At 61.8% G+C, this 23,845-nt stretch carries 23 protein-coding genes; 15 read left to right on the top strand and 8 right to left on the bottom strand.

All coding sequences use genetic code 11. The features are described 5' to 3' along the window. Positions 1 to 51 precede the first annotated feature (51 nt). Entirely contained in the window at positions 52 to 3,075 is a 3,024-nt protein-coding gene (gene ydiJ / locus AC1MEK_RS29370) for a D-2-hydroxyglutarate dehydrogenase YdiJ (protein ID WP_480399763.1), read from the bottom strand. A gap of 158 nt (positions 3,076 to 3,233) precedes the next feature. On the opposite strand from ydiJ, the gene AC1MEK_RS29365 reads away from it, so the two are divergent. The 7 genes from AC1MEK_RS29365 (at position 3,234) to csgH (ending at position 8,636) form a co-directional block, all read left to right on the top strand. Further along, complete coding sequence (locus AC1MEK_RS29365; RefSeq protein ID WP_480399761.1) at positions 3,234 to 4,118, top strand: LysR substrate-binding domain-containing protein; 885 nt, start codon at positions 3,234 to 3,236, stop codon at positions 4,116 to 4,118. A 483-nt stretch (positions 4,119 to 4,601) separates the two neighbouring features. Beyond that, on the top strand, positions 4,602 to 5,045 hold the full coding sequence (locus tag AC1MEK_RS29360) for a CsgE family curli-type amyloid fiber assembly protein (protein ID WP_480399760.1): 444 nt from the start codon (positions 4,602 to 4,604) through the stop codon (positions 5,043 to 5,045). Next, entirely contained in the window at positions 5,042 to 5,476 is a 435-nt protein-coding gene (locus tag AC1MEK_RS29355) for a curli assembly protein CsgF (RefSeq protein ID WP_480399759.1), read from the top strand. Before AC1MEK_RS29360 ends, AC1MEK_RS29355 begins: the two co-directional genes overlap by 4 nt. A 135-nt stretch (positions 5,477 to 5,611) precedes the next feature. Further along, positions 5,612 to 6,880 (top strand): hypothetical protein, encoded by a 1,269-nt coding sequence (locus AC1MEK_RS29350; RefSeq protein WP_480399758.1) that lies wholly within the window; start codon positions 5,612 to 5,614, stop codon positions 6,878 to 6,880. A gap of 49 nt (positions 6,881 to 6,929) precedes the next feature. After that, positions 6,930 to 7,823 (top strand): CsgG/HfaB family protein, encoded by an 894-nt coding sequence (locus AC1MEK_RS29345; RefSeq protein WP_480399757.1) that lies wholly within the window; start codon positions 6,930 to 6,932, stop codon positions 7,821 to 7,823. Continuing rightward, entirely contained in the window at positions 7,813 to 8,325 is a 513-nt protein-coding gene (locus AC1MEK_RS29340; RefSeq protein WP_480399756.1) for a curlin-associated protein, read from the top strand. Before AC1MEK_RS29345 ends, AC1MEK_RS29340 begins: the two co-directional genes overlap by 11 nt. 5 nt (positions 8,326 to 8,330) lie before the next feature. Further along, on the top strand, positions 8,331 to 8,636 hold the full coding sequence (gene csgH, locus AC1MEK_RS29335; RefSeq protein ID WP_480399755.1) for a curli-like amyloid fiber formation chaperone CsgH: 306 nt from the start codon (positions 8,331 to 8,333) through the stop codon (positions 8,634 to 8,636). 724 nt (positions 8,637 to 9,360) lie between these two features. Here csgH and AC1MEK_RS29330 read toward each other — a convergent pair. Then, positions 9,361 to 10,062, bottom strand: coding sequence for an MlaA family lipoprotein (locus tag AC1MEK_RS29330; protein WP_480399754.1), 702 nt, complete (start codon positions 10,060 to 10,062; stop codon positions 9,361 to 9,363). A 202-nt stretch (positions 10,063 to 10,264) separates the two neighbouring features. Between AC1MEK_RS29330 and pcrP the strand changes: the two genes are divergently transcribed. Further along, positions 10,265 to 10,900: an HAD superfamily inactivated hydrolase PcrP gene (gene pcrP, locus AC1MEK_RS29325; protein ID WP_480399753.1), complete on the top strand. Its 636-nt coding sequence runs from the start codon at positions 10,265 to 10,267 to the stop codon at positions 10,898 to 10,900. A 116-nt stretch (positions 10,901 to 11,016) separates the two neighbouring features. Beyond that, complete coding sequence (locus AC1MEK_RS29320; RefSeq protein ID WP_480399752.1) at positions 11,017 to 11,280, top strand: DUF4404 family protein; 264 nt, start codon at positions 11,017 to 11,019, stop codon at positions 11,278 to 11,280. A gap of 149 nt (positions 11,281 to 11,429) precedes the next feature. Here AC1MEK_RS29320 and queF read toward each other — a convergent pair whose 3' ends face one another. Together queF and copI are read right to left on the bottom strand one after the other, a co-directional pair. Then, entirely contained in the window at positions 11,430 to 12,260 is an 831-nt protein-coding gene (gene queF, locus AC1MEK_RS29315; RefSeq protein ID WP_480399751.1) for an NADPH-dependent 7-cyano-7-deazaguanine reductase QueF, read from the bottom strand. Positions 12,261 to 12,359: 99 nt separating this feature from the next. After that, positions 12,360 to 12,875: a copper-resistant cuproprotein CopI gene (gene copI, locus AC1MEK_RS29310; RefSeq protein ID WP_480399750.1), complete on the bottom strand. Its 516-nt coding sequence runs from the start codon at positions 12,873 to 12,875 to the stop codon at positions 12,360 to 12,362. Positions 12,876 to 13,038: 163 nt separating this feature from the next. Between copI and AC1MEK_RS29305 the strand changes: the two genes are divergently transcribed. From AC1MEK_RS29305 to AC1MEK_RS29285, 5 genes are all read left to right on the top strand, one after another. Then, the gene (locus AC1MEK_RS29305; RefSeq protein WP_480399749.1) at positions 13,039 to 13,719 is read left to right on the top strand and encodes a heavy metal response regulator transcription factor; all 681 of its coding nucleotides are present in this window, start codon (positions 13,039 to 13,041) and stop codon (positions 13,717 to 13,719) included. Positions 13,720 to 13,721: 2 nt separating this feature from the next. Next, positions 13,722 to 15,095, top strand: a complete 1,374-nt coding sequence (locus tag AC1MEK_RS29300) for a heavy metal sensor histidine kinase (protein ID WP_480399762.1) — start codon at positions 13,722 to 13,724, stop codon at positions 15,093 to 15,095. Between the two features lie 114 nt (positions 15,096 to 15,209). Next, positions 15,210 to 16,592, top strand: a complete 1,383-nt coding sequence (hemN, locus tag AC1MEK_RS29295) for an oxygen-independent coproporphyrinogen III oxidase (protein WP_480399748.1) — start codon at positions 15,210 to 15,212, stop codon at positions 16,590 to 16,592. Between the two features lie 120 nt (positions 16,593 to 16,712). Beyond that, positions 16,713 to 17,447 carry a fumarate/nitrate reduction transcriptional regulator Fnr gene (fnr, locus tag AC1MEK_RS29290; RefSeq protein WP_480399747.1) on the top strand — a complete coding sequence of 245 codons (735 nt, stop codon included), beginning with the start codon at positions 16,713 to 16,715 and terminating at the stop codon, positions 17,445 to 17,447. Between the two features lie 64 nt (positions 17,448 to 17,511). Then, positions 17,512 to 18,060, top strand: coding sequence for an adenine phosphoribosyltransferase (locus AC1MEK_RS29285; RefSeq protein WP_480399746.1), 549 nt, complete (start codon positions 17,512 to 17,514; stop codon positions 18,058 to 18,060). 108 nt (positions 18,061 to 18,168) lie between these two features. Here AC1MEK_RS29285 and recR read toward each other — a convergent pair whose 3' ends face one another. The 4 genes from recR to dnaX all read right to left on the bottom strand — a co-directional run bounded on the left by recR (position 18,169) and on the right by dnaX (position 22,671). Then, positions 18,169 to 18,771: a recombination mediator RecR gene (recR, locus tag AC1MEK_RS29280; RefSeq protein ID WP_480399745.1), complete on the bottom strand. Its 603-nt coding sequence runs from the start codon at positions 18,769 to 18,771 to the stop codon at positions 18,169 to 18,171. Positions 18,772 to 18,838: 67 nt separating this feature from the next. Beyond that, positions 18,839 to 19,867, bottom strand: coding sequence for an NADP-dependent oxidoreductase (locus AC1MEK_RS29275; RefSeq protein WP_480399744.1), 1,029 nt, complete (start codon positions 19,865 to 19,867; stop codon positions 18,839 to 18,841). Between the two features lie 264 nt (positions 19,868 to 20,131). Continuing rightward, the gene (locus tag AC1MEK_RS29270; protein ID WP_062385680.1) at positions 20,132 to 20,458 is read right to left on the bottom strand and encodes a YbaB/EbfC family nucleoid-associated protein; all 327 of its coding nucleotides are present in this window, start codon (positions 20,456 to 20,458) and stop codon (positions 20,132 to 20,134) included. Between the two features lie 77 nt (positions 20,459 to 20,535). Further along, complete coding sequence (gene dnaX / locus AC1MEK_RS29265; RefSeq protein WP_480399743.1) at positions 20,536 to 22,671, bottom strand: DNA polymerase III subunit gamma/tau; 2,136 nt, start codon at positions 22,669 to 22,671, stop codon at positions 20,536 to 20,538. Positions 22,672 to 22,827: 156 nt separating this feature from the next. Here dnaX and AC1MEK_RS29260 point away from each other — a divergent pair, with 156 nt between their 5' ends. Next, positions 22,828 to 23,601, top strand: coding sequence for a substrate-binding periplasmic protein (locus AC1MEK_RS29260; protein WP_480399742.1), 774 nt, complete (start codon positions 22,828 to 22,830; stop codon positions 23,599 to 23,601). Positions 23,602 to 23,845 lie beyond the last annotated feature (244 nt).

The following is a 23,845-nucleotide window of genomic DNA, read 5'->3' as shown; positions in this document are numbered from 1 at the left end:
GGCCGAGATCAGACCCGGATCTTGTGAACATCCCTTCAAACCTGACAACCCTCAACCCACCACCAACTGCTCCAGCACCACTTCCAGCGGATGACGCAATTGCTTGTCAGCCATGCGTTTAACCTGGCTGCGACACGAATACCCTGTCGCCAGCGCCTCATGCTCCTTGTCGATCTTGCCCGCCCAGGACTGTTCAAAGATAGTCTTTGAAGTGTCCTGATTGCGCGCCTCGTGCCCATAGGTGCCGGACATCCCGCAGCAACCGGTCGCTTCGGTGGACAGTTTCAGGCCCACTTTGGCGAAGACCTTTTCCCATTGCGAGGTGCTGGCCGGGACGTTGGTTTTCTCGGTGCAGTGGGCCAACAGGCGGAAACTGCGCGGCGTGCCCGAGACGTTCTCGGGCAGTGCGTCGATCAGCCATTCCTGAGGCAGCAGCACGTTCGGGCTGCCTTCAAGGCCCGGGACTTTCTGGTATTCCTGGCGATAGACCAGGGTCATGGCCGGGTCCAGGCCCACCAGCTTCACACCGCAATCGGCCAAGGCCTTGAGCTGCGTGGCGTTGCGGATCGCGGCCTTGGCGAACGCGCCGAGGAAGCCCTGCACATGCAGCGGCTTGCCGTTGGCGCTGTACGGCGCGAGGAACACGCGGTAGCCCAACTGGTGCGCCAACTGAATGAGCGATGCCAAGAGCGGCGTCTCGAAGTAACGGGTGAAGGCGTCCTGCACCAGCACGATGCTGCGCGCGCGCTGTTCGTCGCTCAGCTCACGCAGGGCTGGGACGCTGGCCACGCCGACGTTGCAGCGGGTCAGCGTGGATTGCAGGTTGTAGCGATGGATCAACGGGCTGTCGAGCATGCCGACGTGCCGCTCCAGCAGGCCGCTGACCCATTTGGAGCCCATCACCGCGTTGTACAGGCCCGGCGCATAGGCCATGTACGGAATGGTGAATTCCAGCGAGCCGATCAGGTAATCGCGCAGCGGGCGCTGGTAGCGGCCGTGGTACAGCTCGAGGAAACGCGAGCGGAATTCCGGCACGTTGACCTTGATCGGGCATTGCCCTGCGCAGGATTTGCACGCCAGGCAACCGGCCATGGCGTCGTAGACTTCGTGGGAGAAATCTTCCTGCCCCTTGGCCCGCGCCTGGTTGTTGCGCAACCGCGCCGGCAGGCCCTTGAGCCACGACACCTTGCCCCGCGCCGCCTCCAGCACGTCGATATTGGCCGCCCCCTGCAGACGCAGCCATTCGCGGATCAGCGAGGCGCGGCCTTTGGGCGAATGTTGCCGCTCGCGGGTGGCCTTCCACGACGGGCACATGGCGTCGTTCGGGTCGAAGTTGTAGCAGGCGCCGTTGCCGTTGCAGTGCACCGCGCTGCCGAAACTCTGCCAGACGCGCTCGTCGATCTGCCGGTCGAGATCGCCGCGCAGGGTCACCTCATTGACCTTGAGCAGGCCCTGCTCGGCATCCGGCGGGGTGCAGATCTTGCCGGGGTTGAGCTGGTTGTGCGGGTCGAACGCGCCCTTGAGTGACTGCAGCGCCGGGTACAGTTCACCGAAGAACGCAGGCACATATTCCGAACGCAGGCCCTTGCCGTGCTCGCCCCACAACAGCCCACCGTAGCGCTGGGTCAGTTCGGCGACGGCGTCGGAAATCGGCTTGACCAGCGCGGCCTGGGCCGGGTCTTTCATGTCCAGCGCGGGACGCACGTGCAGCACGCCGGCATCGACGTGGCCGAACATGCCGTAGGTCAGGCCATGGCCATCGAGCAGCGCGCGGAATTCGGCGATGTAATCGGCCAGTTGCTCCGGCGGCACGGCGGTGTCTTCCACGAATGGCTGCGGGCGGATTTCGCCTTCGACGTTGCCCAGCAGGCCCACCGAGCGCTTGCGCATGGTGTAGACCTTATTCACCGCCGCCGCGCCTTCGGCCAGGGTGTGGCCCAGGCGCTCGACGCTGGTGTCGCTGCGCAGATGGTCGATGAACGCGGCCACCCGGGCGTTCACGTCACTGGCGTCATCGCCGCTGAATTCCACCAGGTTGATGCCCAGCGTCGGACGCTCGGCGTCCGCGGGGAAATACTCGGCGACGCTGTGCCAGACGATGTCCTTCATCGCCAGCATCAGCACGCGGGAGTCGACGGTTTCGATCGACAGCGGCTTGTGCGCCATCAGCGCGTTGGCGTCGCGCAGGGCGTCCATGAAGCTGGTGTAACGCACATTGACCAGCACCGAATAGGTCGGGATCGGCAGCACGTTGAGCTTGGCTTCGACCACATAACCGAGCGAGCCTTCGGCGCCGCACAGCACGCTGTTGAGGTTGAAACGGCCCTGTTCGTCGCGCAGGTGCGCCAGGTCGTAGCCGGTCAGGCAGCGGTTGAGTTTGGGAAAGATCTTCTCGATCAGCTCGCCCTGAGTCTCCTGAATGTTGCGCGCAGTGCGGTATACCGCGCCGACCCGGTCGTCCCGGGCGCAGGCGGCGTCCAGTTCGGCGTCGGAAATCGGCTGACTGTGCAAACGCTCGCCGCCGAGCAGCACGCTGTGCAATTCGAGCACGTGATCGCGAGTCTTGCCGTAGGTGCAACTGCCCTGCCCGCTGGCGTCGGTGTTGATCATGCCGCCGACGGTGGCGCGGTTGGAGGTCGACAGCTCCGGGGCGAAGAACAGCCCGTGAGGCTTGAGCGCAGCATTGAGCTGGTCCTTGACCACACCGGCCTGCACCCGCACCCAGCGCTCTTCGACGTTGATTTCCAGAATGCTGTTCATGTGCCGCGACAGGTCGACCACGATGCCGTCGGTCAGCGACTGGCCGTTGGTGCCGGTGCCGCCGCCACGCGGGGTCAGCTTGATCTGGCGAAAGCGCGGTTCGGCCATCAGTGTGGCGATGCGTGCCACGTCGTCGGCGTCCTGCGGGAAGACCGCCGCCTGAGGCAAGCGCTGGTAGATGGAGTTGTCAGTCGCCAGCACCGTACGGGTGGCGTAGTCGGCGCTGATCTGGCCGCGGAACCCGCTGGCGCGCAACGCTTCGAGAAATTCGGGGTACTGGACCGCAGGCGTGGCGGCGGGCAGTTGGGCGATCATCATCGGATGGCCTCTTGTCGGTCTGATCACGGAAAACAGCAAAACACTTGTCGCCCGGGCATTAATCGGTCAGCCTCGGGTCGTTATGCTGCCAATGATCCTGCAGCTTTGCCCGCAGGACAAACGGATATTCCTGCCGCTATCGATGACTTTTTTGAATGAATTACCGCCACCTCACGCCGTCCATGTCCCTGCTGCTGGCTTTCGAGGCCGCCGCGCGCCATGAAAGCTACACCCGCGCCGCTGTCGAGCTGTCTCTGACCCAGAGCGCGGTGAGCCGCCAGGTGCAGGCGCTGGAGCAGCAATTGGGCCTGACCCTGTTCCGCCGCGAAGGCCGCCAGGTGCAACTGACCGAGGTGGGCCGGCTGTATCAGCGGGAGATGAGCGACGCACTGGGGCGCATTCGCAGCGCCACCCTGCAGGCCATGGCCTATCAGTCCGGCGCTGGCTCGTTGCGTCTGGCCACCCTGCCGACCTTCGGCTCGAAGTGGTTACTGCCGCGCCTGCATGATTTCTACAAGCAGCATCCGGGGATGCTGGTGCACATCAATTCGCGGATCGACGCCATCGACTTCGACACCAGCGGCATCGATGCCGCGATTGTGGTGGGGCACACCGATCTGCCGGGATTGATCAGCCATCGCCTGCACGCCGAGGAACTGGTGGTGGTGATCGCGCCCCAGGCTGCCCTGGCCCATGAACAATGGACACCGGAGCTGATCGCCGGGCAGATGCTGCTCAATGTCGCCAACAACCCGAACGTGTGGGGCGACTGGTTCAGCCACCATCGCCTGCCCCATGGCCTGATGCGCCTGGGCCCAAGTTTCGAGCTGACCTCGCACTTGATTCAGGCCGTCAGGGCCGACATCGGCATCGGCCTGGTGCCGCGCATTCTGGTGGCCGATGAGCTGGCGAACGGTGAATTGATCAGCCTCGATCTACCCTTCGCCAGCCAGCGCAGCTATTACCTGGCCTACCCGCCGCGCAACGAAGGTCTGCCGTCGCTGCAGGCGTTTCGAGCCTGGCTTTTGCAGCAGATCTGACGGCCAGCACCACCTCGGTTGCCTGCCCCGCAGGCTGGCATTGTTTTTCCAGGACAATCGAATGACCGTCAGAGCCATTGCCGATAAAAAACACGGTTCGCTAGTTTGATCTAAACAAATAACCGGATTAACACGGCCCTTCAACTGGATGCCTCCCACCTCACACCACGCTTCAAACAGATAGCGCCGCTGTTGCCCTGCGAACACTTTTTCGCCTTGCACATTTCCTCTCTAAACGCAGGGCTTTACGGACCGCCCCTCACAAAATACTCATACTTTATGACTAACAACTGCACTCGACCGCTCAAACTCAAGGGTTGCAAAGTTATTAAAATCGATAAACTTTTTTACTACTCTAAAAGTTGCCTGACAGCTTTCTGACGCCAAGAAATAACTAAATAAAACGTTAAAATACTAGTGGCCTTTTCAAATTGTTTGTAACTACACTGTGTCAACTCTTGAACACACCCGGTATGTCCACCGATGAAACACACCACTTTACGGATGATGCTGGTGCTTCCCCTGTGCGTTGCTGCCACGGCCTTTGCCGAAACCGGCGTCAATGCAACCCAGTCCCTTTCTCCACAGCGCAGTCTGGCGCCAAGGGAAGTGGGCGGGCTGGTCATCGGGCAGACCATGACGCAAAACGGGCGTGCGTTTTATGACAGTTTTGCCGCGGCGTGGAATGAAAAGGATGAATCCGGGCGCTTCAGTATTTCGGTTGTCGAACGTCCCACCGCCCGCCTGGGCAGCCAGATGTTCATCAACTACGGCAGCCGCCGGATGACCACGCTACAGCTGCCGCCCAACCGCAGCCTGATCCCCGCCCTGGGCGCAGACGTTGCCGCACAAGTGTTTCAAGCGATTCTGGATTACCAACTGGCGCAATTTTTCGGCGACCGGGACCTGGCCCGCGACGAGCTATGAAAGGAATGATCATGAACCGTCTATCTGTCGTATTCGCAAGCGTCATGGCGTTGTCGGCCGCCTCGGTGCAGGCCAGCGAACTGGTCTACGTACCGGTCAACCCGTCGTTCGGCGGCAACCCGTTGAACGGTCCGGTATTGCTTAACCAGGCCAACGCGCAGAACAAGTTCACCGAACATTCTTCGTCATCGGCCTCCGCTGCCAACAGCACACTGACGCAGTTCAACAGCATGTTGCAAAGTGCAATTCTGAGCCGTGTTTCTTCGGCCGTTACTTCGAGCATTGTCGGCACCGACGGAAAACTGACGCCAGGAACCGTTGAAACTACCGACTTCACGATCTCCATCGTCAACTTGTCGCCAGGCCTGCTGCAAATTACAACAACCGATAAAACCACCGGCCAGACCACTTCGTTCCAGATCAACCAGTAAGTTCGCTTCAACTTGTAACACTTTCGTTGTAACGCTTAATGCAAGACGTGTTGTGCCAAGTGCAATCAACTCGCAGGGCTCGTTCGCCTGCAACAAACCTCAGCTGCCTAAAAACATCGTAAAAAGGAATTAACCATGCAAGCACGTAAATCCCTCCTCGCTCTCGCTGTCCTAGCTTCTGTCTCTGGCGCTGCCTTCGCTGGCAACGGCACGACCACCACTTACCAGAACGGTTCGGACAACGGCATCGTTGCCGAGCAGAACGGCGCGATCAACTCCAACCTGAACGTGACCCAGAACGGCAGCAACAACACCGCTGGCACCCCCGCCACTGGCGGCTTTTTCGGTTGGGGCGGCCAGCCTGCCAAGCCGATTTACCAGGCTTCGAGCGACAGCAACCTGACCGTGCTGCAAACCAACTCCTACAACACTGCCGCTGCCCGTCAGACTGGCGGCGTGCAAAACCAGGGCACCATTAACCAGACTGGCGCCGCCGGCAACAGCAGCGCCAACCAGCAGTCGGCCACCCTGAACCAGGCAGGCAGCTACAACAACGGCACCATCACCCAGCTCGCCAACAAAGGCCGCGATACCGCCGCCACCCTGAAACAGGATGGCACCGGCAACTCCGCCTGGGTGACTCAGGAAAACAACACCAAGTCCACCGCCACCGTCAGCCAGAACAACAATAACAACCAGGCCTGGGCCACCCAGAAGAACAACGATCAGGCCACCGCAAGCCTGACTCAGCGCGGCAACAACAACGAAGGCACCATCAACCAGAACGACTCGTACCGAGTGACGGCGACCGTGACTCAGGATGGCGGCTACAACAAGGCCTGGGCCACCCAGCAGGGCAACACTCGCGAATCCAGCGCCTCCATCAGCCAGAACGGCCAGGGCAACGTCAGTAGCGTCACTCAAACCAACAGCTGGTACTCGACCGCCGGGCTGACTCAGCAAGCTGGCAACAACAACACCGGCACCATCAACCAGAGCGATGCCGACTACTCCCGCGCCACTCTGACCCAGACCGGCTCCAACAACGTCGGCACCCTGAATCAGAACCAGGCTGACAAGAGCATCATCACCGCCTCTCAGAGCGGCAGCTACAACAGCGTCGTTGCCAACCAGAACGGCCCGTACGGCGGCAACCCAGGCAACAGCAACCTGGAAGCGACCATCATTCAAAGCGGCAACAGCAACAAGGTCACCAGCAACCAGTCTGGCCACGACAACGACGCCTACCTGACTCAGTCCGGCGGCTACAACGTCATCGACCTGAATCAGACCACTACCGCTTACAACAGCAAGGCCACCGTGGCCCAGACCGGCAGCTACCTGACCGCCAACGTCACTCAGACCGGCGGCAGCAACAACACTGTTTCGATCACCCAGCACTAATCCAGGCAGTACCCGCCGGTTCGCCGGCGGGTTTTTTCGGAGTAGAACCATGCGCGCCCGCACGCTTTCAATGATGATCATCGCTGCCGCAGTATTGAGTGGCTGTGCCACTTCGCGCCCGGCGGGCACCATTTCTCCGGCGACCATTTCGCCACCCACGCAATCGACCCGCGACCTTGCCAACCTGCCGCCTCCGGCCGGCGTGATTCCGGTAGCGGTGTACGGCATGCGTGACCAGACCGGCCAGTACAAACCTTCGCCGGACAGTTCTTTCTCGACGTCGGTGACCCAGGGCGCAGCGTCGCTTCTGGTCAGCGCGTTGCGCGATTCGCGCTGGTTCAAACCGGTGGAACGCGAAAACCTGCAGGACCTCCTGACCGAACGCAAAATCGTTCGCGCCCTGGAGTTGCCGCAGGATCAGGCACAAGGGCAGCTGCCACCGCTGCGCCCGGCCAACATGATTGTCGAAGGCGCGATCGTCGCCTACGAAAGCAATGTGCGCACCGGCGGTTTCGGTGTGCGTTATCTGGGCATCGGCCCGTCGGACCTGTATCGCCAGGACCAGGTGACCATCAACCTGCGGGCGGTGGACATCCGCACCGGCGACATCATTCAGAGCGTCACCACCACCAAGACCGTGTTCTCGATCCAGCTGGATTTCGGCGTGTTCAAGTTCGTCTCGCTGCGCCATCTGCTGGAAGTCGAAACCGGCCTGTCGCGCAACGAGCCGGTGCAGCAGTGCGTGCGCGAAGCCATCGAAGCCGGCCTGATCCACCTGATCGCCCAGGGCGCGCGGGATGGCAGCTGGAACCTGAAAAACCCGGAAGACCTGAAAAAGCCGCTGTTGGCCGGTTATCTGAAGGCGTATGACGAGCAGACCATGAGCACGCCGATGACCGCTGCCGAACAAAGCCAACTATCGGGGGAGACCCATGCACAGTAATAAGAAAGCTGCGCTGTTGACCTTCGCCGCTGCCCTGATGCTGGGCAGCGCATTGAGCCAGGCGGGCGACCTGATGCCTGAGGCGCGTTACTCGGGCATCGGCGTTGCGGGCAGCCGAGTGGACGTGAGCCAGATCGGCTCCTACAACCGCTCCCGCGTCGACCAGGCCGGCCCCGGTCAGCGGCTGGTTCAGATCCAGAACGGCATCGCCAACACGGCCACGCTCAATCAGAGCGGCGCCTATAACGCAGCCTCAGCCCAGCAAAGCGGTTACAACAACAGCATCAGCCTGGATCAGGCCGGGCGTTTCAACCAGGCCGCGATCGTCCAGGCCGGTGCCAACAACCAGGCCAACGTGGTGCAGAGCGGCGCCTATAATCAGGCGTATGTCGGCCAGTACGGGCAGAACAACCAGGCCAACGTCAGCCAGAACGGCTTCGGCGGCACGGTCAGTGTTCAGCAGTACGGCAACAACATGAACGCCTCCGTGACCCAGAAGTGAAACCCATGATCGATCTGTCGCAGCTTGTGGTCGCCATCGATACCCATCGCCAGGGCGCTGCGGTGCTGATTCGCCCGCACATCGAAAACCCGACGCCACTGACCCTGCGCTATCGCATGGCGGTCAGCCAGCGCAGTTCGGCGGGCACCTCCAGTATCAGCCAGTCGGGCGATATTCAGACCGGTGCGACGGCGTCGCTGGTGCAGCTGAGCATTCCTCCCGAGGCTGCCTGTCATATCCGGCTGGAGCTGTTTCAGGGGAGTCAGCTGGTCAAGACGGTCGAGCAGGATTGCGATGGACCTGCTCAATGAGAGCCCTCTTTGAAGAGCTTGCTCGATGATTTCCCTTGAGAGCTTGGGCGCTGTTTGAAGTTCTACCTGACGGCAGAAGCGTTCCGGCTTCGCCGGATTACTTGGAAAAGTCGGAATGCCGCACCACCCCCAAGTAACCAAGGGTTCTCGCTCCCTGTCCGGCCCGGCTTCGCCGGGTTCCCTCCTTCCGGCATTGCTCCGTGGGCCCGGCGCGAATGGGCCATCCATGGCCCCGCGCCTCGCGCGGCATCCTGCCGCTTGGCCCACTGCGCAACGCCTCCACTCGGCCTCCCAAAGTCGCAATTTGTGCCGCCTGTGAGATTTGCGTAGGCAAACACCAAACCTCCCCGTAGCAGCACGGCTTGCCGGCGGGGCGATCTTGAGGACCACCCGCGAGCAAGCTCGGCTGCTACGGAGGACGGCGTTAGCCGGTCGCTTTTTGCTTTGGCTTTTGATCTTTGTACGCGATAGCCCAAGCGACAAAAATCGCGACTTGGGTGCAGGCCGAACGGAGGTCTCGCGAGAGGCGCGTTGGGCCATGGATGGCCCTTCGCGCCGGGCCCACGGAGCGGGACCGGAGCGAGGGAACCCGACGAAGTCGGGCCAAACCAGGAGCAGAAGGACTTGGTTACCTGGTCCCTTCAAGTAACTCGACGAAGTCGAAACAGGTCTGGCGTTAGCCAGAACGCTCTTGAAGGACTCTCAGACTACATCGATGCGGCGATCAGAAATCATCCACAACCTTGCCATCCTTGACCTTAAACTCACGGTTCTGCAAGTACGCATTACGAATGAAGATGTACTTGTCCCCGTTGATCAACTTCTCAGCCGACAACAAGCTAGCCCGGGTATCAACCACACTGACGCCAAATGCCGTATTACGGGTCGGCACGTGATCGATGTAGCGATACGGCTGGGTGTAAGTATCCGGGTACTTGGCCAGTGCATCACGCACAGTGCTTGGACCCAGCAACGGAATCATCACGAACGGACCGCTCTCCACGCCCCACTTGCCCAGGGTCTGGCCAAAATCTTCGTCGTTGCGCTGCAGGCCCATCTTGGTGCCGACGTCGAAGAAGCCCAGCAGGCCAAATGTAGTGTTGAGAATCAGGCGCGCGGTGTCGACACCCGCCGCTTCAGGCTTGGCCTGCAGCACATCGTTGGCGAAGTTGGTCACTTCACCGATGTTGCGGAACATGTTGTGGATACCGTCTTGCAGGAACTGCGGCGTGATGAACTGGTAACCCTGCGCAATCGGCTTCAGCGCGTAGGTGTCGACCGTGTCGTTGAAACGGAAGATCGGGCGGTTGACGCTTTCCCACGGGTCTTCGTCAGCGGCCTGCGCGGCCATCGGCACCATGGCCAGACCGGCCCACACACAGGTCAAAGCCAGACGATTGATAAAGCCTGCACCGGTCACGGGCATAGCAAGGACTCCCAGTCAAAGTGATGAAGCGGGCGCTACGCCCCCCAACCAAAGGCGAGAGTATAAAGGGTTCTGTAACGATTTAGTCGGCGAAAAGCTACACATTTGCACAGACGTCGAATCATCAGGCGACAAAGTCATGTCACGGTCATCTGACTGTCATGCAAATCCCTTAGCGTCATTGCATTTGAGAGGGAATTCCATGCTCGCCCCGGTCGCCGCGCCCGCCCCATCGTTCACCGCCGTGCTGTTCGGCCTGAGTGGTTGCCTCGTCGATTTCGGCGCGCAGGCGCGGACATTGCGCGACCAGGACGGCACCACCCTGCTCTCTGACGACGCCCAGGCCTTCGCCAATCCCACCCCCGGCGCCCTCAGCGCACTGAAAAATCTCAAGCAGCAAGGCGTACCCTGCGCCTGGATCGAGGAATACCCGGCCAGCATCGCCGAACAGCTGGCCGCCCCGCTCAAGGACCTGATCCAGCCAACCCCCAGCCCCAACAATCACTGGCCTGCCCCGGATGCCTGCTGGCAGGCGCTGATGAGCCTGAATGTCGGGCAGCTCGATGGCTGCGTCATGGTCAGCGGCGATCCGCGGCTGGTGATGTCGGGCCTGAACGCCGGTTTATGGACCGTGGGCATCGCGTCCTGCGGCCCGCTGTGTGGCCTGTCACCCGCGCAATGGGAAGCGCTGAGCGATCTGGAACGCGAGCGTCTGCGCGGCCGCGCGACCCTGGAACTGTACGCCGCAGGCGCGCATTCGGTGATCGATCATCTGGGGGAGCTGGACTCGTGCCTGGCCGACATCACCCTGCGCCGGCAGAAGGCCGAAAAGCCCTGACAGCGGTTTGATCGGCATCATGCAAGGTGGCGCCGACTGGATTAGTCTTAAGACGTGAAGGACCTTTGCCATGGCGCTGCGGTCCATGCTGAGACTATTCGAAAAGGAAACACCCTATGCCCGCCCGCGAACTGCAAGAACAACTCGACGCCCTGCGCGAGCAACTGGATCAAAACCCGCCGCTGACGGAAGAAGAGCGCGAACATCTGTACAAGCTGATGACCCAGATCCAGGCCAAAATCGCTGTCGAGACGGCGACTGCCGATAACAACCTAGCTGATGGCGTCAACCTGGCCATCGAACGCTTCGAGGTCGAGCACCCCACCATCGCGGGTACCCTGCGCAATATCGTGCAGACGCTGGGTAATATCGGGATCTGAACCGAAAGATCTGGCGTCCGCACTAATTGTGGGAGTGAGCTTGCTCACGAAGGCGTAGTGTCAATCACCATCGATGTCGCCGCGCTGCCGCGTTCGTGAGCAAGCTCACTCCCATAGGACTGGAGCTGGATCGAATATCACGTGCTTTTTTACTGACGCGCCAGCCGCCCATTCTCCAGCGTCAGCTTCTCGGTGCTGCGATACGGGTTGATGTCCAGCCCGCCCCGGCGCACATAGCGCGCGTAAACGGTGAGTTTTTCCGGCTTCAGCAGACGCTGCAAGTCCATGAAAATCCGCTCCACACACTGCTCGTGGAAGTCCGAATGCTGGCGGAAGCTGACGATGTAGGCCAGGAAACTCGCGTGATCCAGCGCCGCACCGCGATATTCCACCGCTACGCTGCCCCAGTCCGGCTGGCTGGTGACCGGGCAGTTGGATTTGAGCAGATGGCTGTGCAGCGTTTCCTCGATCAACTTCGACTCATCGCAGCGCAGCAGTTCAGGCTGCGGCTTGTCGTAGCTGCTGATGGTCACGTCCAGATCATCCACGCACACACCCGGCACCGGCACGATGCCATCTGCTTCGATGTCCTTGAGCGAGCGCACCCGCACGCCCACCGGCTTGCCGGCCGCCGCCGACAGGTCTTTTTCCAGCACCGTCACCAGCTCCTGCGTCGAGGCGAAAGGCGTTTGGTTCAGCGAGTTCAGGTAAAGCTTGAACGACTTGGATTCGATGATGTTCGGCGAATCGGCCGGGATGCTGAACTCGCCGATGGCCACCACCGGCTTGCCTGACGGCAGCAGCCAGGACAATTCGTAACAATTCCAGAAGTCGACACCCTGATACGGCAGCGTCTCTGCGGTCAGCCCCAGTTCGGCCCACTTGGCGGTGCGCGGAATCGGGAACAGCAGAGACGGCGTGTAGGTGGCGATGTATTCACTGGACTTGCCCAGGGGCGAGTGTTCGGCTGCGGGATGCATGGCGGGACCTGAAAACGGAGATGGAAGGCTGATCAAAAAATCCTGACCGCCAAGTCTATAGGTTTTGCCCCGGGTTTTCAGCGCCTCGTTATCGGCCAGTCACTTGTCGATGGCGATCTTGCCGACCATGCCCGCCTGATAATGCCCGGGAATGTTGCAGGCGAACTCCAGGTCCGTGGCCTTGGTGAAGGTCCAGGTCAGCTCGGCGGTCTTGCCTGGCTCCACCAGCACGCTGTTGGGGTCGTCGTGTTTCATCGAGTGGTCGCCGTGGTCCATGCCGGCCATGGCGTCGTGCTTCATGCCGGTCGAGGTCAGCATGCCGCTGGCGACCATCTTGAGCATTTCCTGCTGATGGGCAGCGTGCATCGCGGCGTCGCCCAGGTTGAATTCGTGCAGCAGGCTGCCCTTGTTGACCAACACGAAATGCACGGTCTCGCCCTCTTTGACGGTCAGGTTCTTGGGCTCGAAGTACATGTCGCCCAGCGTCAGCTCGACGGTGCGCGTGGCCTGATCGGCCTTCGCGGCATGGCCGAAGTCGAAATGCGCGCCGGGGGATGCCTGCGACGACAGGCTCAGGCCCAACAACACGGCAGCAGCGGTCAAACGAGCGAACATGAATCTCTCCAGTCAACTTTCAATCGATGGGCTCAAGGTACGTACTGCGCACTGGCATTAAGCTGACCGTAACATTACAACTTTGTAAGCTTGGCCACGATCTGCCCCCACTCGCGTTATAAAGCGCCATCTCAAGAGCCAGCTCCAGCCAATCGAGCCACCCATGAAACTACTGATCATCGAAGATCAAGCCAAAACCGGCCAGTACCTGCGCCAGGGGCTGAGCGAAGCCGGGTTCAACACCGAACTGGTCGCCGATGGCACCAGCGGCCAGCACTTGGCGCTGACCGGCGACTACGCCCTGCTGATTCTCGATGTGATGCTGCCCGGCCGGGACGGCTGGCAGATCCTGCAAGCGGTGCGCGGCGCCGGGCTGGACACGCCGGTGCTGTTTCTCACCGCCCGCGATGCCGTCGAAGACCGCGTGCGCGGCCTGGAACTGGGGGCGGATGATTATCTGGTCAAGCCATTCGCCTTTTCCGAACTGCTGGCGCGAGTGCGCAGCCTGTTGCGCCGTGGCAGCAGCGCCAGCCAGGAAACCCACCTGCAACTGGCTGATCTGCGGCTGGATCTGTTGCGGCGCCGGGTCGAGCGCAACGGCCAGCGCATCGACCTGACCGCCAAGGAATTCGCCCTGCTGGAGCTGATGCTGCGCCGTCAGGGCGAGGTGCTGCCCAAATCGCTGATTGCCTCTCAGGTCTGGGACATGAACTTCGACAGTGACACCAATGTGATCGAGGTCGCCATCCGCCGCCTGCGCCTGAAAGTCGACGACGAATACCCCAACAAACTGATCCACACCGTGCGCGGCATGGGTTACGTGCTCGAAGAGCGGCCGCTCTAGTGTTGCGGCGCATTTCCCTGGGCAGCCGCCTGGCGTTGCTGTTCGCCGCCTGCACCGCCGTAGTTTCGCTGACCGCCGGGGTGCTGTTCAACCAGGCCAGCGAGAGCCATTTCATCGAACTGGATCAGCAACTGCTCGCCAGCAAGCTGCCAAGCCTGCGCGCGGTGCTGGAAGGTGTCAGCGGCGTCGAGCAACTGAACCAACGCCAGGCGGCGCTGCGCAACGAACTGGCCCACTCGCCGGATCTGGCCCTGCAAGTGCGCGGGGCCAACGGCCAGGTCTGGTTCGACAGCCTGCCACGGGTCACAGCGAGCACTGCGCTGCAAGTCGGGCTGCACGGCGGGCTGCACACCCTGACCGACAACGGCGTGTCATACCGCACCTACAGCGTCCCACTGCAAGCGCTGCAGGCCGATTCGCCGCAACTGACATTGTTGCTGGACATTACCCATCACCAGCATTTTCTCGAGCGCATGCAACGGCTGATCTGGCTCACCGTCGGATTGTCGGCGCTGGCCACTGCCCTGCTCGGCGCCTGGGCGGCACGCAGCGGTTTACGGCCCTTGCGCCAGATGACCGAGGTGGCCGCCAGCGTCTCGGCCAGCTCCCTCACCACACGCTTGCCGCTCAACGATTTGCCGTCGGAACTGGCCGAACTGAGCCAGGCCTTCAACGCCATGCTGATTCGCCTGGACGATGCCTTTCAGCGGCTGTCGGCGTTTTCCGCCGACATCGCCCACGAAATGCGTACGCCGCTGTCGAACCTTCTGACCCACACCCAGGTCACCCTCACCCGCCCGCGCGACGTGGAGCAATACCGCGAGGCGCTGCTGGGCAATCTTGAGGAATTGCAGTGGATGGCGCAGATGGTCAACGACATGCTGTATCTGGCCAAGGCCGAGCATGGCCTGCTCAATCCCGCTCGCGAACGCCTGCAACTGGATGCGGAAATCGACGCGTTACTGGAGTTTTTCCTGCCATTGGCCGAAGACGCGCAGATTCACCTTGCGCGCGAGGGCGAGGCCAGCCTGCTCGGCGACCGGCACATGCTGCGCCGCGCCCTGTCGAATCTGCTGGACAACGCACTGCGTTTCACCCAACCCCAAGGTCAGGTGGCGGTACGTCTCGCGGCAGATGCCACAAACGTGCGAATCAGCATCGAAAACACCGGCCAGACCATTCCCGCCCAAGCCTTGCCGCGGCTGTTCGACCGTTTCTACCGCGCCGACCCGGTGCGTCATGAAAGCAACGAACACGCAGGCCTGGGGCTGGCGATCACCCAGTCGATCATCAAGGCCCATGGCGGCACCATCCGCTGTACCTCCCATGACGGCCTGACGCGTTTTCTGATCGAGCTGCCGGGCGCGAATGTGTGACAGCCGATTGCACCGCGAACCGGCCTGGGCCAGACATTGATCCAGATCAATAAATCGCGCCTGCGCACTCCCTAAACTGCCGCCACCGCCAGCCTTTTTTTCGGGAATGCCCGCATGCTCGACGACCTTCGTTGGGACCCAGAACTCCTCCGCCGCTACGACCTGACAGGGCCGCGTTACACGTCCTACCCCACTGCGGTGCAATTCCACAATCAGATCAGCGGTTTCGACGTGCTTCACGCCCTGCGCGACAGCCGCAAGCAGGCCCGGCCGCTGTCGCTGTATGTGCATGTGCCGTTCTGCGCCAACATTTGTTACTACTGCGCCTGCAACAAGGTCATCACCAAGGATCGCAGCCGTTCCGGGCAATACCTGCAACGACTGCAGCATGAAATCCAAATGATCGCCTGCCACCTGGGCAGCCAGCAGGCGGTCGAACAGCTGCATCTGGGCGGCGGCACGCCGACCTTTCTCAGCCACGTGGAATTGCGCCAGTTGATGGCCCACCTGCGCGAGCATTTCAATCTGCTGGACCGAGACTGCGGCGACTACGGCATCGAGATCGACCCGCGCGAAGCCGACTGGTCGACCATGGGCCTGTTGCGCGAACTGGGCTTCAACCGGGTCAGCCTCGGCGTGCAGGATCTGGACCCTCTGGTGCAGCTGGCGATCAATCGCATGCAAAGCCTGGCCGAGACCCGCGCCATCGTCGAAGCGGCGCGCACGCTGCAGTTTCGTTCGGTGAACATCGACCTGATCTACGGCCTGCCGCTGCAGACCCCGGACGGTTTCGCCCGCACCGTGGACGAGGTGATCGCCCTGCAGCCTGATCGCCTGTCGGTGTTCAACTATGCGCACCTGCCCGAGCGTTTCATGCCGCAGCGGCGCATCGACACCGCGCAACTGCCCGGCGCTGAACACAAGCTGCAAATGCTCCAGCGCACCATCGAACAACTGACCCGGGCCGGCTATCGCTACATCGGCATGGACCACTTCGCCCTGCCCGACGACGACCTGGCCATCGCTCAGGAAGAAGCCACTCTGCAACGCAACTTCCAGGGCTACACCACCCACGGCCACTGCGACCTGATCGGCCTGGGTGTCTCGGCCATCAGCCAGATCGGCGACCTGTATGCGCAGAACACCAGCGATCTGAACCATTACCAGGGTTTTCTGGCCAGCGATCAACTGGCGACGGTCCGGGGCGTGACCTGCAACGCCGATGACCGGATCCGGCGGGCAGTGATCGCGCAGTTGATCTGCCACTGCCGCGTGGATTTCGCGCCCATCGAGCAGGCATTCGGCATCGACTTTCGCCACTACTTCAACGCCGTGTGGCCCCGCTTGCTGGCCATGGCCACTGACGGCCTGATTCATCTGGATGCCCAGAGCATCGAGGTGAAACCCGCCGGGCGCTTGTTGGTGCGCTCCGTGTGCATGGTGTTCGATGCGTACCTTGACTTACAAAACCGCCAGAGATTTTCCAGAGTGATCTAGGAAGTTTCCACGCAGGCGGTAAGGACTGTTGTCACGCCATGGACGGCGCGTGCTAGTCGGAGCTTTGACCCGTGGGTTACCCTTACGACTAATGTGTGTTTTCTCACAAGGAACTACCCGATGTCTGAGCCAGTAAAACAGCGCGCTCATACCCAGGCTCACTGCAAGGACTGCAGTCTGGCCCCATTGTGCCTCCCGCTTTCGCTGAACCTTGAGGACATGGACGCGCTGGACGAGATCGTCAAACGCGGCCGTCCACTGAAAAAAGGCGAGTTTCTGTTTCGCCAAGGCGACGGCTTCGATTCGGTCTATGCCGTGCGTTCCGGCGCGCTGAAAACCTTCAGCCTGAGCGACGCCGGTGAAGAGCAACTGACCGGTTTCCACCTGCCCAGCGAGCTGGTGGGCCTGTCGGGCATGGACGCCGAAGCCTATCCGGTGTCGGCACAGGCGCTGGAGACCACGTCGGTCTGCGAAATTCCCTTCGAACGTCTGGACGAACTCTCGGTGCAATTGCCGCAATTGCGTCGGCAATTGATGCGGGTGATGAGCCGGGAGATCCGCGACGATCAGCAAATGATGCTGTTGCTGTCGAAAAAGACTGCCGATGAGCGCATCGCGACCTTTCTGGTCAACCTGTCGGCGCGCTTTCGAGCACGGGGTTTTTCCGCCAATCAGTTCCGCCTGAGCATGTCGCGCAACGAAATCGGCAACTACCTGGGCCTGGCGGTGGAGACCGTATCCCGGGTGTTCACCCGCTTTCAGCAGAACCAGCTGATCGCCGCCGAAGGCAAGGAAATTCACATCCTCGACCCCATCCAGCTGTGCGCCCTGGCAGGTGGCTCGCTGGAAAGCTGATGGCGCCGAGGGCCGGGCAGGCTTAAACTGGGACCTTTGTGCCAATCGCCTGTCCGGGACCTTTATGATTTTCGACGAATTCAGCTTCAAATCCCTGATCCGCCCTGTGGTGGACTTCCCCAAGCCCGGCGTCGTGTTCCGTGACATCACCCCGCTGTTCCAGTCGCCCAAGGCCCTGCGCCTGGTGATCGACAGCTTCGTGCAGCGCTACATCGACTCGGACTTCACCCACGTCGGCGCCATGGACGCACGGGGTTTTCTGGTGGGTTCGATCATCGCCTACGAACTGAACCGCCCGTTGGTGCTGTTCCGCAAGCAGGGCAAGCTGCCAGCGGACGTGCTGGCCGAGGGTTATCAGACCGAATACGGCGAAGCCTTTCTGGAAGTGCACGCCGACAGCCTGTGCGACGGCGACTCGGTGGTGATGTTCGATGACCTGATCGCCACCGGCGGCACGCTGATCGCCGCCGCCAACCTGATCCGCCGTATGGGCGCGAAAGTCCATGAAGCCGCCGCGATCATCGACCTGCCGGAACTGGGCGGCTCACAACGCCTGCAGGACATGGAAATCCCGACGTTCTGCCTGACGCTGTTTGCGTTGACCGACAAGTAAAACCCGCCCGCGTCGCCCTCCCGTAGCAGCATGGCTTGCCAGCGGGAGCGATCCTGAGGACGCTCCCGCCGGCAAGCCGTGCTGCTACGAATGCAGGATCGATATGGCTTAAAGCTTGATCGGCTTGCGCCCCGCAAACGAATGCGCCAGGGTTCCGCCGTCTACCAGTTCCAGCTCGCCTCCCAGCGGCACGCCGTGGGCGATGCGCGAGGTGACCATGCCTTTGTTGGTCAGCAACTGCGCGATGTAGTGGGCGGTGGCCTCGCCTTCCACCGTGGGGTTGGTGGCCAGGATCACTTCGCTAAAGGTGCCCTGCTCTTCGATCCGTGCGATCAGTTGCGGAATGCCGATCGCCTCCGGGCCCAGACCGTCGAGGGGCGACAGATGGCCCTTGAGCACGAAGTAACGGCCGCGATAACCAGTCTGCTCCACCGCATACACGTCCATCGGCCCTTCCACCACGCACAGCAGCGTGTCATCGCGGCGAGTGTCCGCACACTGCGGGCACAGCTCGTCTTCGGTCAGGGTGCGGCACTGCTTGCAATGGCCGACCCCTTCCATCGCCTGCTTCAGCGCCTGCGCCAGGCGCGAACCGCCGCTGCGATCACGCTCGAGCAGCTGCAATGCCATGCGCTGGGCGGTTTTCTGACCCACGCCCGGCAGAATGCGCAGGGAGTCGATCAACTGGCGAATCAGAGGACTGAAGCTCATTGAAGAAAAGTCTCACAAAAACACGAGACGCGGTTTATACCCGCGCCTCCCGACAGCGTCAAATGACTCAGGACACCTTCACCACCAGCTTGCCGAAGTTCTTCCCTTCCAGCAGGCCGATGAAAGCATCCGGCGCATGCTCCAGCCCCTCGACCACGTCTTCACGGAACTTGACCTTGCCGTCCTTCACCAGCGGCACCATGGCCTGCATGAATTCTTCCAGACGGTGGTAGTACTCTTCGTAAACGATAAAACCCTGAATCCGCGCGCGCTTGGTCAGCAAGGTGCGCATCAGCAGAGGCAGCTTGTTCGGCCCGTCGGGCTGGGCCTGCGCATTGTATTGCGCGATCACGCCACACAGCGGCACCCGCGCGTGCTCGTTGAGCAGCGGAATCACCGCCTCGAAGACCTTGCCGCCCACCAGCTCGAAATAGATGTCGATACCGCTGGGGCAGGCTTCACCCAGTTGCTCGGCGAAATGCGGGCTTTTGTGGTCGATGCAGTCGTCGAAGCCCAGCTCGTCGATCACGTAGCGGCACTTGTCGATCCCGCCGGCGACGCCCACCACCCGCAGGCCTTGCAGCTTGGCCACCTGCCCGACCACCGAACCCACGGCGCCGGACGCAGCGGCGACCACCAGAGTCTCGCCGGCCTTGGGTTGGCCGATGTGCATCAAGCCCATATAGGCCGTGATGCCCGGCATGCCGAGCACACCTACGGCCATCGACGGGCTGGGCAGGTCCTTGGGCACTGGCAGCAGATTCTTGCCGTCAGAAATGCTGTGGGTCTGCCAGCCGGTCTGGCCTACAACTAGATCGCCCACTTTGAACGCCGGGTTGCGTGACTGCTCGACCACGCTGACCGCGCCGCCTTCCATGACTGCGTTGATCTCCACCGGCGGTGCGTAGGATGGCGCATCGCTCATGCGACCGCGCATATAGGGGTCGAGGGAAAGGTACAGCGTGCGCAGTTGAATCTGGCCATCTTGCAGGTCAGGCAACGCCTCGCGCTCGAGGCGAAAGTTCTCCGGCACCGGTGCGCCCTGAGGGCGTGAGGCGAGGACGATGCGTTGGTTGAGGATCAGTTCTTGCGACATGAGCAGTGGCTCCCTGAAGGGTCGAGGCGGGAATGACTATAGAAAAGCAGACCGTTGGCACAGGATGGGGTTCGAACAGTTATAGGTCGGCAACCGATCCCCTGTAGGAGCGAATTTATTCGCGATGCGGTGGTAAATCCGACGCATCTATTTCGCCTGTACGATCTTTCGCGAATGAATTCGCTCCTACAGGCCAGCATTCCAACGACGCGCCCCAAAAAAATGCCAGGCACTGGGCCTGGCATCGGTATCGCTGCAATCGGATCAGAACGGCAGCTTCATGCCTGGCGGCAGTTGCATGCCCGCGGTCATGCTGGCGGTCTTTTCCTGGCTGGCGGCTTCGATCTTGCGCACGGCGTCGTTGACGGCAGCGGCGATCAGGTCTTCCAGGATTTCCTTGTCTTCCTGCATCAGGCTGTCGTCCAGGCTTACGCGCTTGACGTCATGACGACCGGTCATCACCACGCTCACCAGGCCTGCGCCCGACTGGCCGGTCACTTCGGCATTGGCCAGCTCTTCCTGCATCTTGGCCATTTTTTCCTGCATTTGCTGGGCCTGCTTCATCAGGCCAGCCATGCCACCTTTCATCATGGGAATTCTCCTCGAAAGTCGTTGGGGTCTTTGCGTGGCGCCAAATCAGCTTAGCGCCTCGCGGTCGTTAAAGAGGGTCAGGCTGCCGGGCTGTCCACGGGAACAATCGTATCCTCGCGGATGCTGGCACCAAACTGTTGCATCATCTGCTGGATGAACGGATCGCCATGAATCGACGCCTCGGCCTCGCGCTGGCGGTCGGCCCGCCGGCGTGCGGCCGCCTGGGCCGGGGTTTCCTGCTCGGGTTTTATCAGCTCGATACTTAGGTTGATCGTGCGTTCGTGATACTGGTTCAACGCCTCGTTCAGGCGACGCTGCTGGGTCGCGTTGAACAGCGCGCTGTGGGCCGGGTCCAGGTGCAGCAGCCAGTTGTCGCCATCCACCGAAATCAGCGTGCAGTTGGCGGCGATGTTGCCGGTCATGCCGGACACCGGCAGTTTCGGGAACAACTCCAGCCAGTCCGCCGCCAGGCCCGTGGCCGGATTGGCGGCCAGCACCAGCTCCGGTTCCTTCTCCACCGCCTCGACAGTGTCGTGGGCCAGGTCGTCCAGATAGGCGAACGAAGCCGGATCGATGTCGATGTCCGGCTCGACGTAATCGTCGTCCGGTGGCGGCTCGTCATCGCGCTCCATGGGCGCAGGCACATAGGCCACGGCATCCGGCACCTGTTCGAGCATGCCCGGGGTCACCGCCTCGGCGGCGGCCTGGAGCTGCTCAAGCGATTCGACTTCCGGCGCGTCCGGCACCGGGCTTGCCGGTGCCGGTGTGGGCATCGGCGTCAGGTCGGGCTGCTCGGCCACGGTATCAAGCACCGGCTCCGGAATGTCTTCGGCAACGAGGGCGGGAACGGGCGCAGGCTGCGCGACGGCTTGCGACGCCGGCTTGGGCTCATTCCACGGCAGGTCGACTTCTTCGACAGGCGCCGGTTCAGGCTCGACCGCAGCGACTGGCGCAGGCTGTTCGACCACCGGCGCGGGCATGTAAGCAGGCGCAGGTGCCGGAGCAGCTGCCGGAACGGGCGCTGGCGCCGAAGGAGCAGGTACCGCAGCGGCCACCGCTGCCTGGGAATCAGCCGTGGCCGGGCTGATCCCCACCGACTTTAACGGCTGTCGTGGCGCGTTTTCGCTGTCTGCCGGGCGGAAGGCCAGCATCCGCAGCAGGACCATTTCGAAGCCGCCCCGTGGATCCGGCGCCAAGGGCAGGTCGCGACGGCCAATCAGGCCCATCTGGTAGTAGAACTGCACATCTTCGGCGGGCAGCGCCTGGGCCAGGGCCAGCACACGTTCGCGGTCGCCATGGCCGTTGTCGACGCCATCGGGCAGCGCCTGGGCGATCGCCACGCGGTGCAGTACGTTGAGGATTTCCGAGAGCACACCGCTCCAGTCCGGGCCCTGCTCGGCCAGATGACGCACGGCTTCGAGCAGCGCGCGGGCGTCGCCATCGATCAGCGCGGTGAGCACATCATAGACCTGACCGTGGTCGAGGGTGCCGAGCATCGCCCGCACATCGGCTGCCAGCACCTGGCCTTCGCCGAAGGCAATCGCCTGGTCAGTCAGGCTCATGGCGTCACGCATCGAACCATCGGCCGCGCGGCCCAGCAGCCACAGCGCGTCGTCTTCGAACGGAATGTTTTCGGCGCCCAGCACATGGGTCAAGTGCTCGACCACCCGCTCCGGGGTCATGTTCTTCAGGGAGAACTGCAGGCAGCGCGACAGAATGGTTGCCGGAAGTTTCTGCGGGTCGGTGGTCGCCAGGATGAACTTGACGTAGGGCGGCGGCTCTTCCAGCGTCTTGAGCAAGGCGTTGAACGAGTGGCTGGAAAGCATGTGCACTTCGTCGATCAGGTAGACCTTGAAGCGGCCACGGCTGGGCGCGTACTGCACGTTGTCCAGCAGCTCGCGGGTGTCTTCGACCTTGGTGCGGCTCGCGGCGTCGATCTCGATCAGGTCGACGAAACGCCCTTCGTCGATCTCCCGGCACACCGAACATTCGCCGCAGGGCGAGGAAGTGATACCGGTTTCACAGTTCAGGCACTTGGCGATGATTCGCGCGATGGTGGTCTTGCCGACCCCGCGGGTGCCGGTGAATAAATAGGCATGGTGCAGGCGCTGGCTGTCCAGCGCGTTGATCAAGGCCTTGAGCACATGGGTCTGGCCGACCATTTCGCGGAACGAGCGCGGACGCCATTTACGTGCAAGAACCTGATAACTCATTGAAAACCGTCGCGACTGGGATGCGGAAGACCGCTAATGCTAGCGGAGCGAGGGCAAAATTGCATCCGGACGATGTATGCCCGCACATTTAAATGATCTGCCGCTAAACTGCCACTGATGCCAAACGGCCATGTCATGGACACACTGAGGGATTCTATGCGTCTGCTGGCACTGAGCGCCTTATTGATGGTCAGCGCGATCACCCGCGCCGAGCCCGCGCCGCTGCGCTTCGCCGTCGCCGACTCCTGGTCGATGCCGATGGCGCAAGTGGAGGATCATCAGGCCACCGGCGGGATCATGGTCGACATCATGCGCAGCATGGCCGCGAACACCGGGCTGCCTGCACAGTTTCGCGTGCTGTCCATCACCCGCGTGCAGCGCGCGCTGGAAGAGGGCCAGATCGACGTGCGCTGCTATACCGCGCAGTCCTGGATGCCGACGCTGTCGGGCGATGTGACCTGGAGCCTGCCCTTGCTGGTGCAACGCGACCTGTTGATCAGCGCGCCGGACAACGCAGCCCCCGTGAATCTCGCAACGCTGAACGATCAGGTGGTAGGCACCGTGCTGGGCTATTTCTACCCGACCCTGCAACCGGCGTTCGACAGTCATCGCCTGGATCGCGAAGACGCCCGCAGCGAAGACCAGGTGCTGCAAAAACTGCAAATCGGCCGCTATCGCTACGCGGTCGCCAACCAGTGGTCACTGGACTGGTTCAACCGCAACCTGCCCCCGGACCAGAAACTGCGCGGCGTGGCGGTGATTGACGAACAACCGGTGGGCTGCATCGTACGCAACGACAGCAAGGTCCCGGCGCAACGCCTGATGCGGGTATTGCTGCGCATGCGCATGTCCGGCGAAATCGACCGGATCACCGCGCGCTATAACACCGTCACGGGGTTACCGCCTGATGGGCCGGCTGCAAACCGCTGATTGCCCCCACGCACCATGTGGTCACGATGAACCAGCCACCCCCATCCCGTAGCTGTCCGGCTTGCCGGCGGTCTGACGCGCAGCGGCAGTAAAATCAGGCGACTCGGCCGTGCCAGACAGAATGCGTATGAAGGAAGATCAAGATCAAAAGCGTTCTTCCTAACGTCAGATCTGTTTCGACTTCGTCGAGTTACTTGAAGGGACCAAGTAACCAAGTCCTTCTGCTCCTGGTTTGGCCCTCCTG

The organism is Pseudomonas sp. 2 (assembly GCF_056627435.1).
The sequence above is the reverse complement of the archived record's forward strand: the minus strand, read 5'-3'. Positions and strand labels throughout refer to the sequence as shown.

Bases quoted from the DNA above. Each gene is read 5' to 3' on its own strand.
- ydiJ (WP_480399763.1), bottom strand. From the start codon at position 3,075: ATGATCGCCCAACTGCCCGCCGCCACGCCTGCGGTCCAGTACCCCGAA.
- AC1MEK_RS29365 (WP_480399761.1), top strand. From the start codon at position 3,234: ATGAATTACCGCCACCTCACGCCGTCCATGTCCCTGCTGCTGGCTTTC.
- AC1MEK_RS29360 (WP_480399760.1), top strand. From the start codon at position 4,602: ATGAAACACACCACTTTACGGATGATGCTGGTGCTTCCCCTGTGCGTT.
- AC1MEK_RS29355 (WP_480399759.1), top strand. From the start codon at position 5,042: ATGAAAGGAATGATCATGAACCGTCTATCTGTCGTATTCGCAAGCGTC.
- AC1MEK_RS29350 (WP_480399758.1), top strand. From the start codon at position 5,612: ATGCAAGCACGTAAATCCCTCCTCGCTCTCGCTGTCCTAGCTTCTGTC.
- AC1MEK_RS29345 (WP_480399757.1), top strand. From the start codon at position 6,930: ATGCGCGCCCGCACGCTTTCAATGATGATCATCGCTGCCGCAGTATTG.
- AC1MEK_RS29340 (WP_480399756.1), top strand. From the start codon at position 7,813: ATGCACAGTAATAAGAAAGCTGCGCTGTTGACCTTCGCCGCTGCCCTG.
- csgH (WP_480399755.1), top strand. From the start codon at position 8,331: ATGATCGATCTGTCGCAGCTTGTGGTCGCCATCGATACCCATCGCCAG.
- AC1MEK_RS29330 (WP_480399754.1), bottom strand. From the start codon at position 10,062: ATGCCCGTGACCGGTGCAGGCTTTATCAATCGTCTGGCTTTGACCTGT.
- pcrP (WP_480399753.1), top strand. From the start codon at position 10,265: ATGCTCGCCCCGGTCGCCGCGCCCGCCCCATCGTTCACCGCCGTGCTG.
- AC1MEK_RS29320 (WP_480399752.1), top strand. From the start codon at position 11,017: ATGCCCGCCCGCGAACTGCAAGAACAACTCGACGCCCTGCGCGAGCAA.
- queF (WP_480399751.1), bottom strand. From the start codon at position 12,260: ATGCATCCCGCAGCCGAACACTCGCCCCTGGGCAAGTCCAGTGAATAC.
- copI (WP_480399750.1), bottom strand. From the start codon at position 12,875: ATGTTCGCTCGTTTGACCGCTGCTGCCGTGTTGTTGGGCCTGAGCCTG.
- AC1MEK_RS29305 (WP_480399749.1), top strand. From the start codon at position 13,039: ATGAAACTACTGATCATCGAAGATCAAGCCAAAACCGGCCAGTACCTG.
- hemN (WP_480399748.1), top strand. From the start codon at position 15,210: ATGCTCGACGACCTTCGTTGGGACCCAGAACTCCTCCGCCGCTACGAC.
- fnr (WP_480399747.1), top strand. From the start codon at position 16,713: ATGTCTGAGCCAGTAAAACAGCGCGCTCATACCCAGGCTCACTGCAAG.
- AC1MEK_RS29285 (WP_480399746.1), top strand. From the start codon at position 17,512: ATGATTTTCGACGAATTCAGCTTCAAATCCCTGATCCGCCCTGTGGTG.
- recR (WP_480399745.1), bottom strand. From the start codon at position 18,771: ATGAGCTTCAGTCCTCTGATTCGCCAGTTGATCGACTCCCTGCGCATT.
- AC1MEK_RS29275 (WP_480399744.1), bottom strand. From the start codon at position 19,867: ATGTCGCAAGAACTGATCCTCAACCAACGCATCGTCCTCGCCTCACGC.
- AC1MEK_RS29270 (WP_062385680.1), bottom strand. From the start codon at position 20,458: ATGATGAAAGGTGGCATGGCTGGCCTGATGAAGCAGGCCCAGCAAATG.
- dnaX (WP_480399743.1), bottom strand. From the start codon at position 22,671: ATGAGTTATCAGGTTCTTGCACGTAAATGGCGTCCGCGCTCGTTCCGC.
- AC1MEK_RS29260 (WP_480399742.1), top strand. From the start codon at position 22,828: ATGCGTCTGCTGGCACTGAGCGCCTTATTGATGGTCAGCGCGATCACC.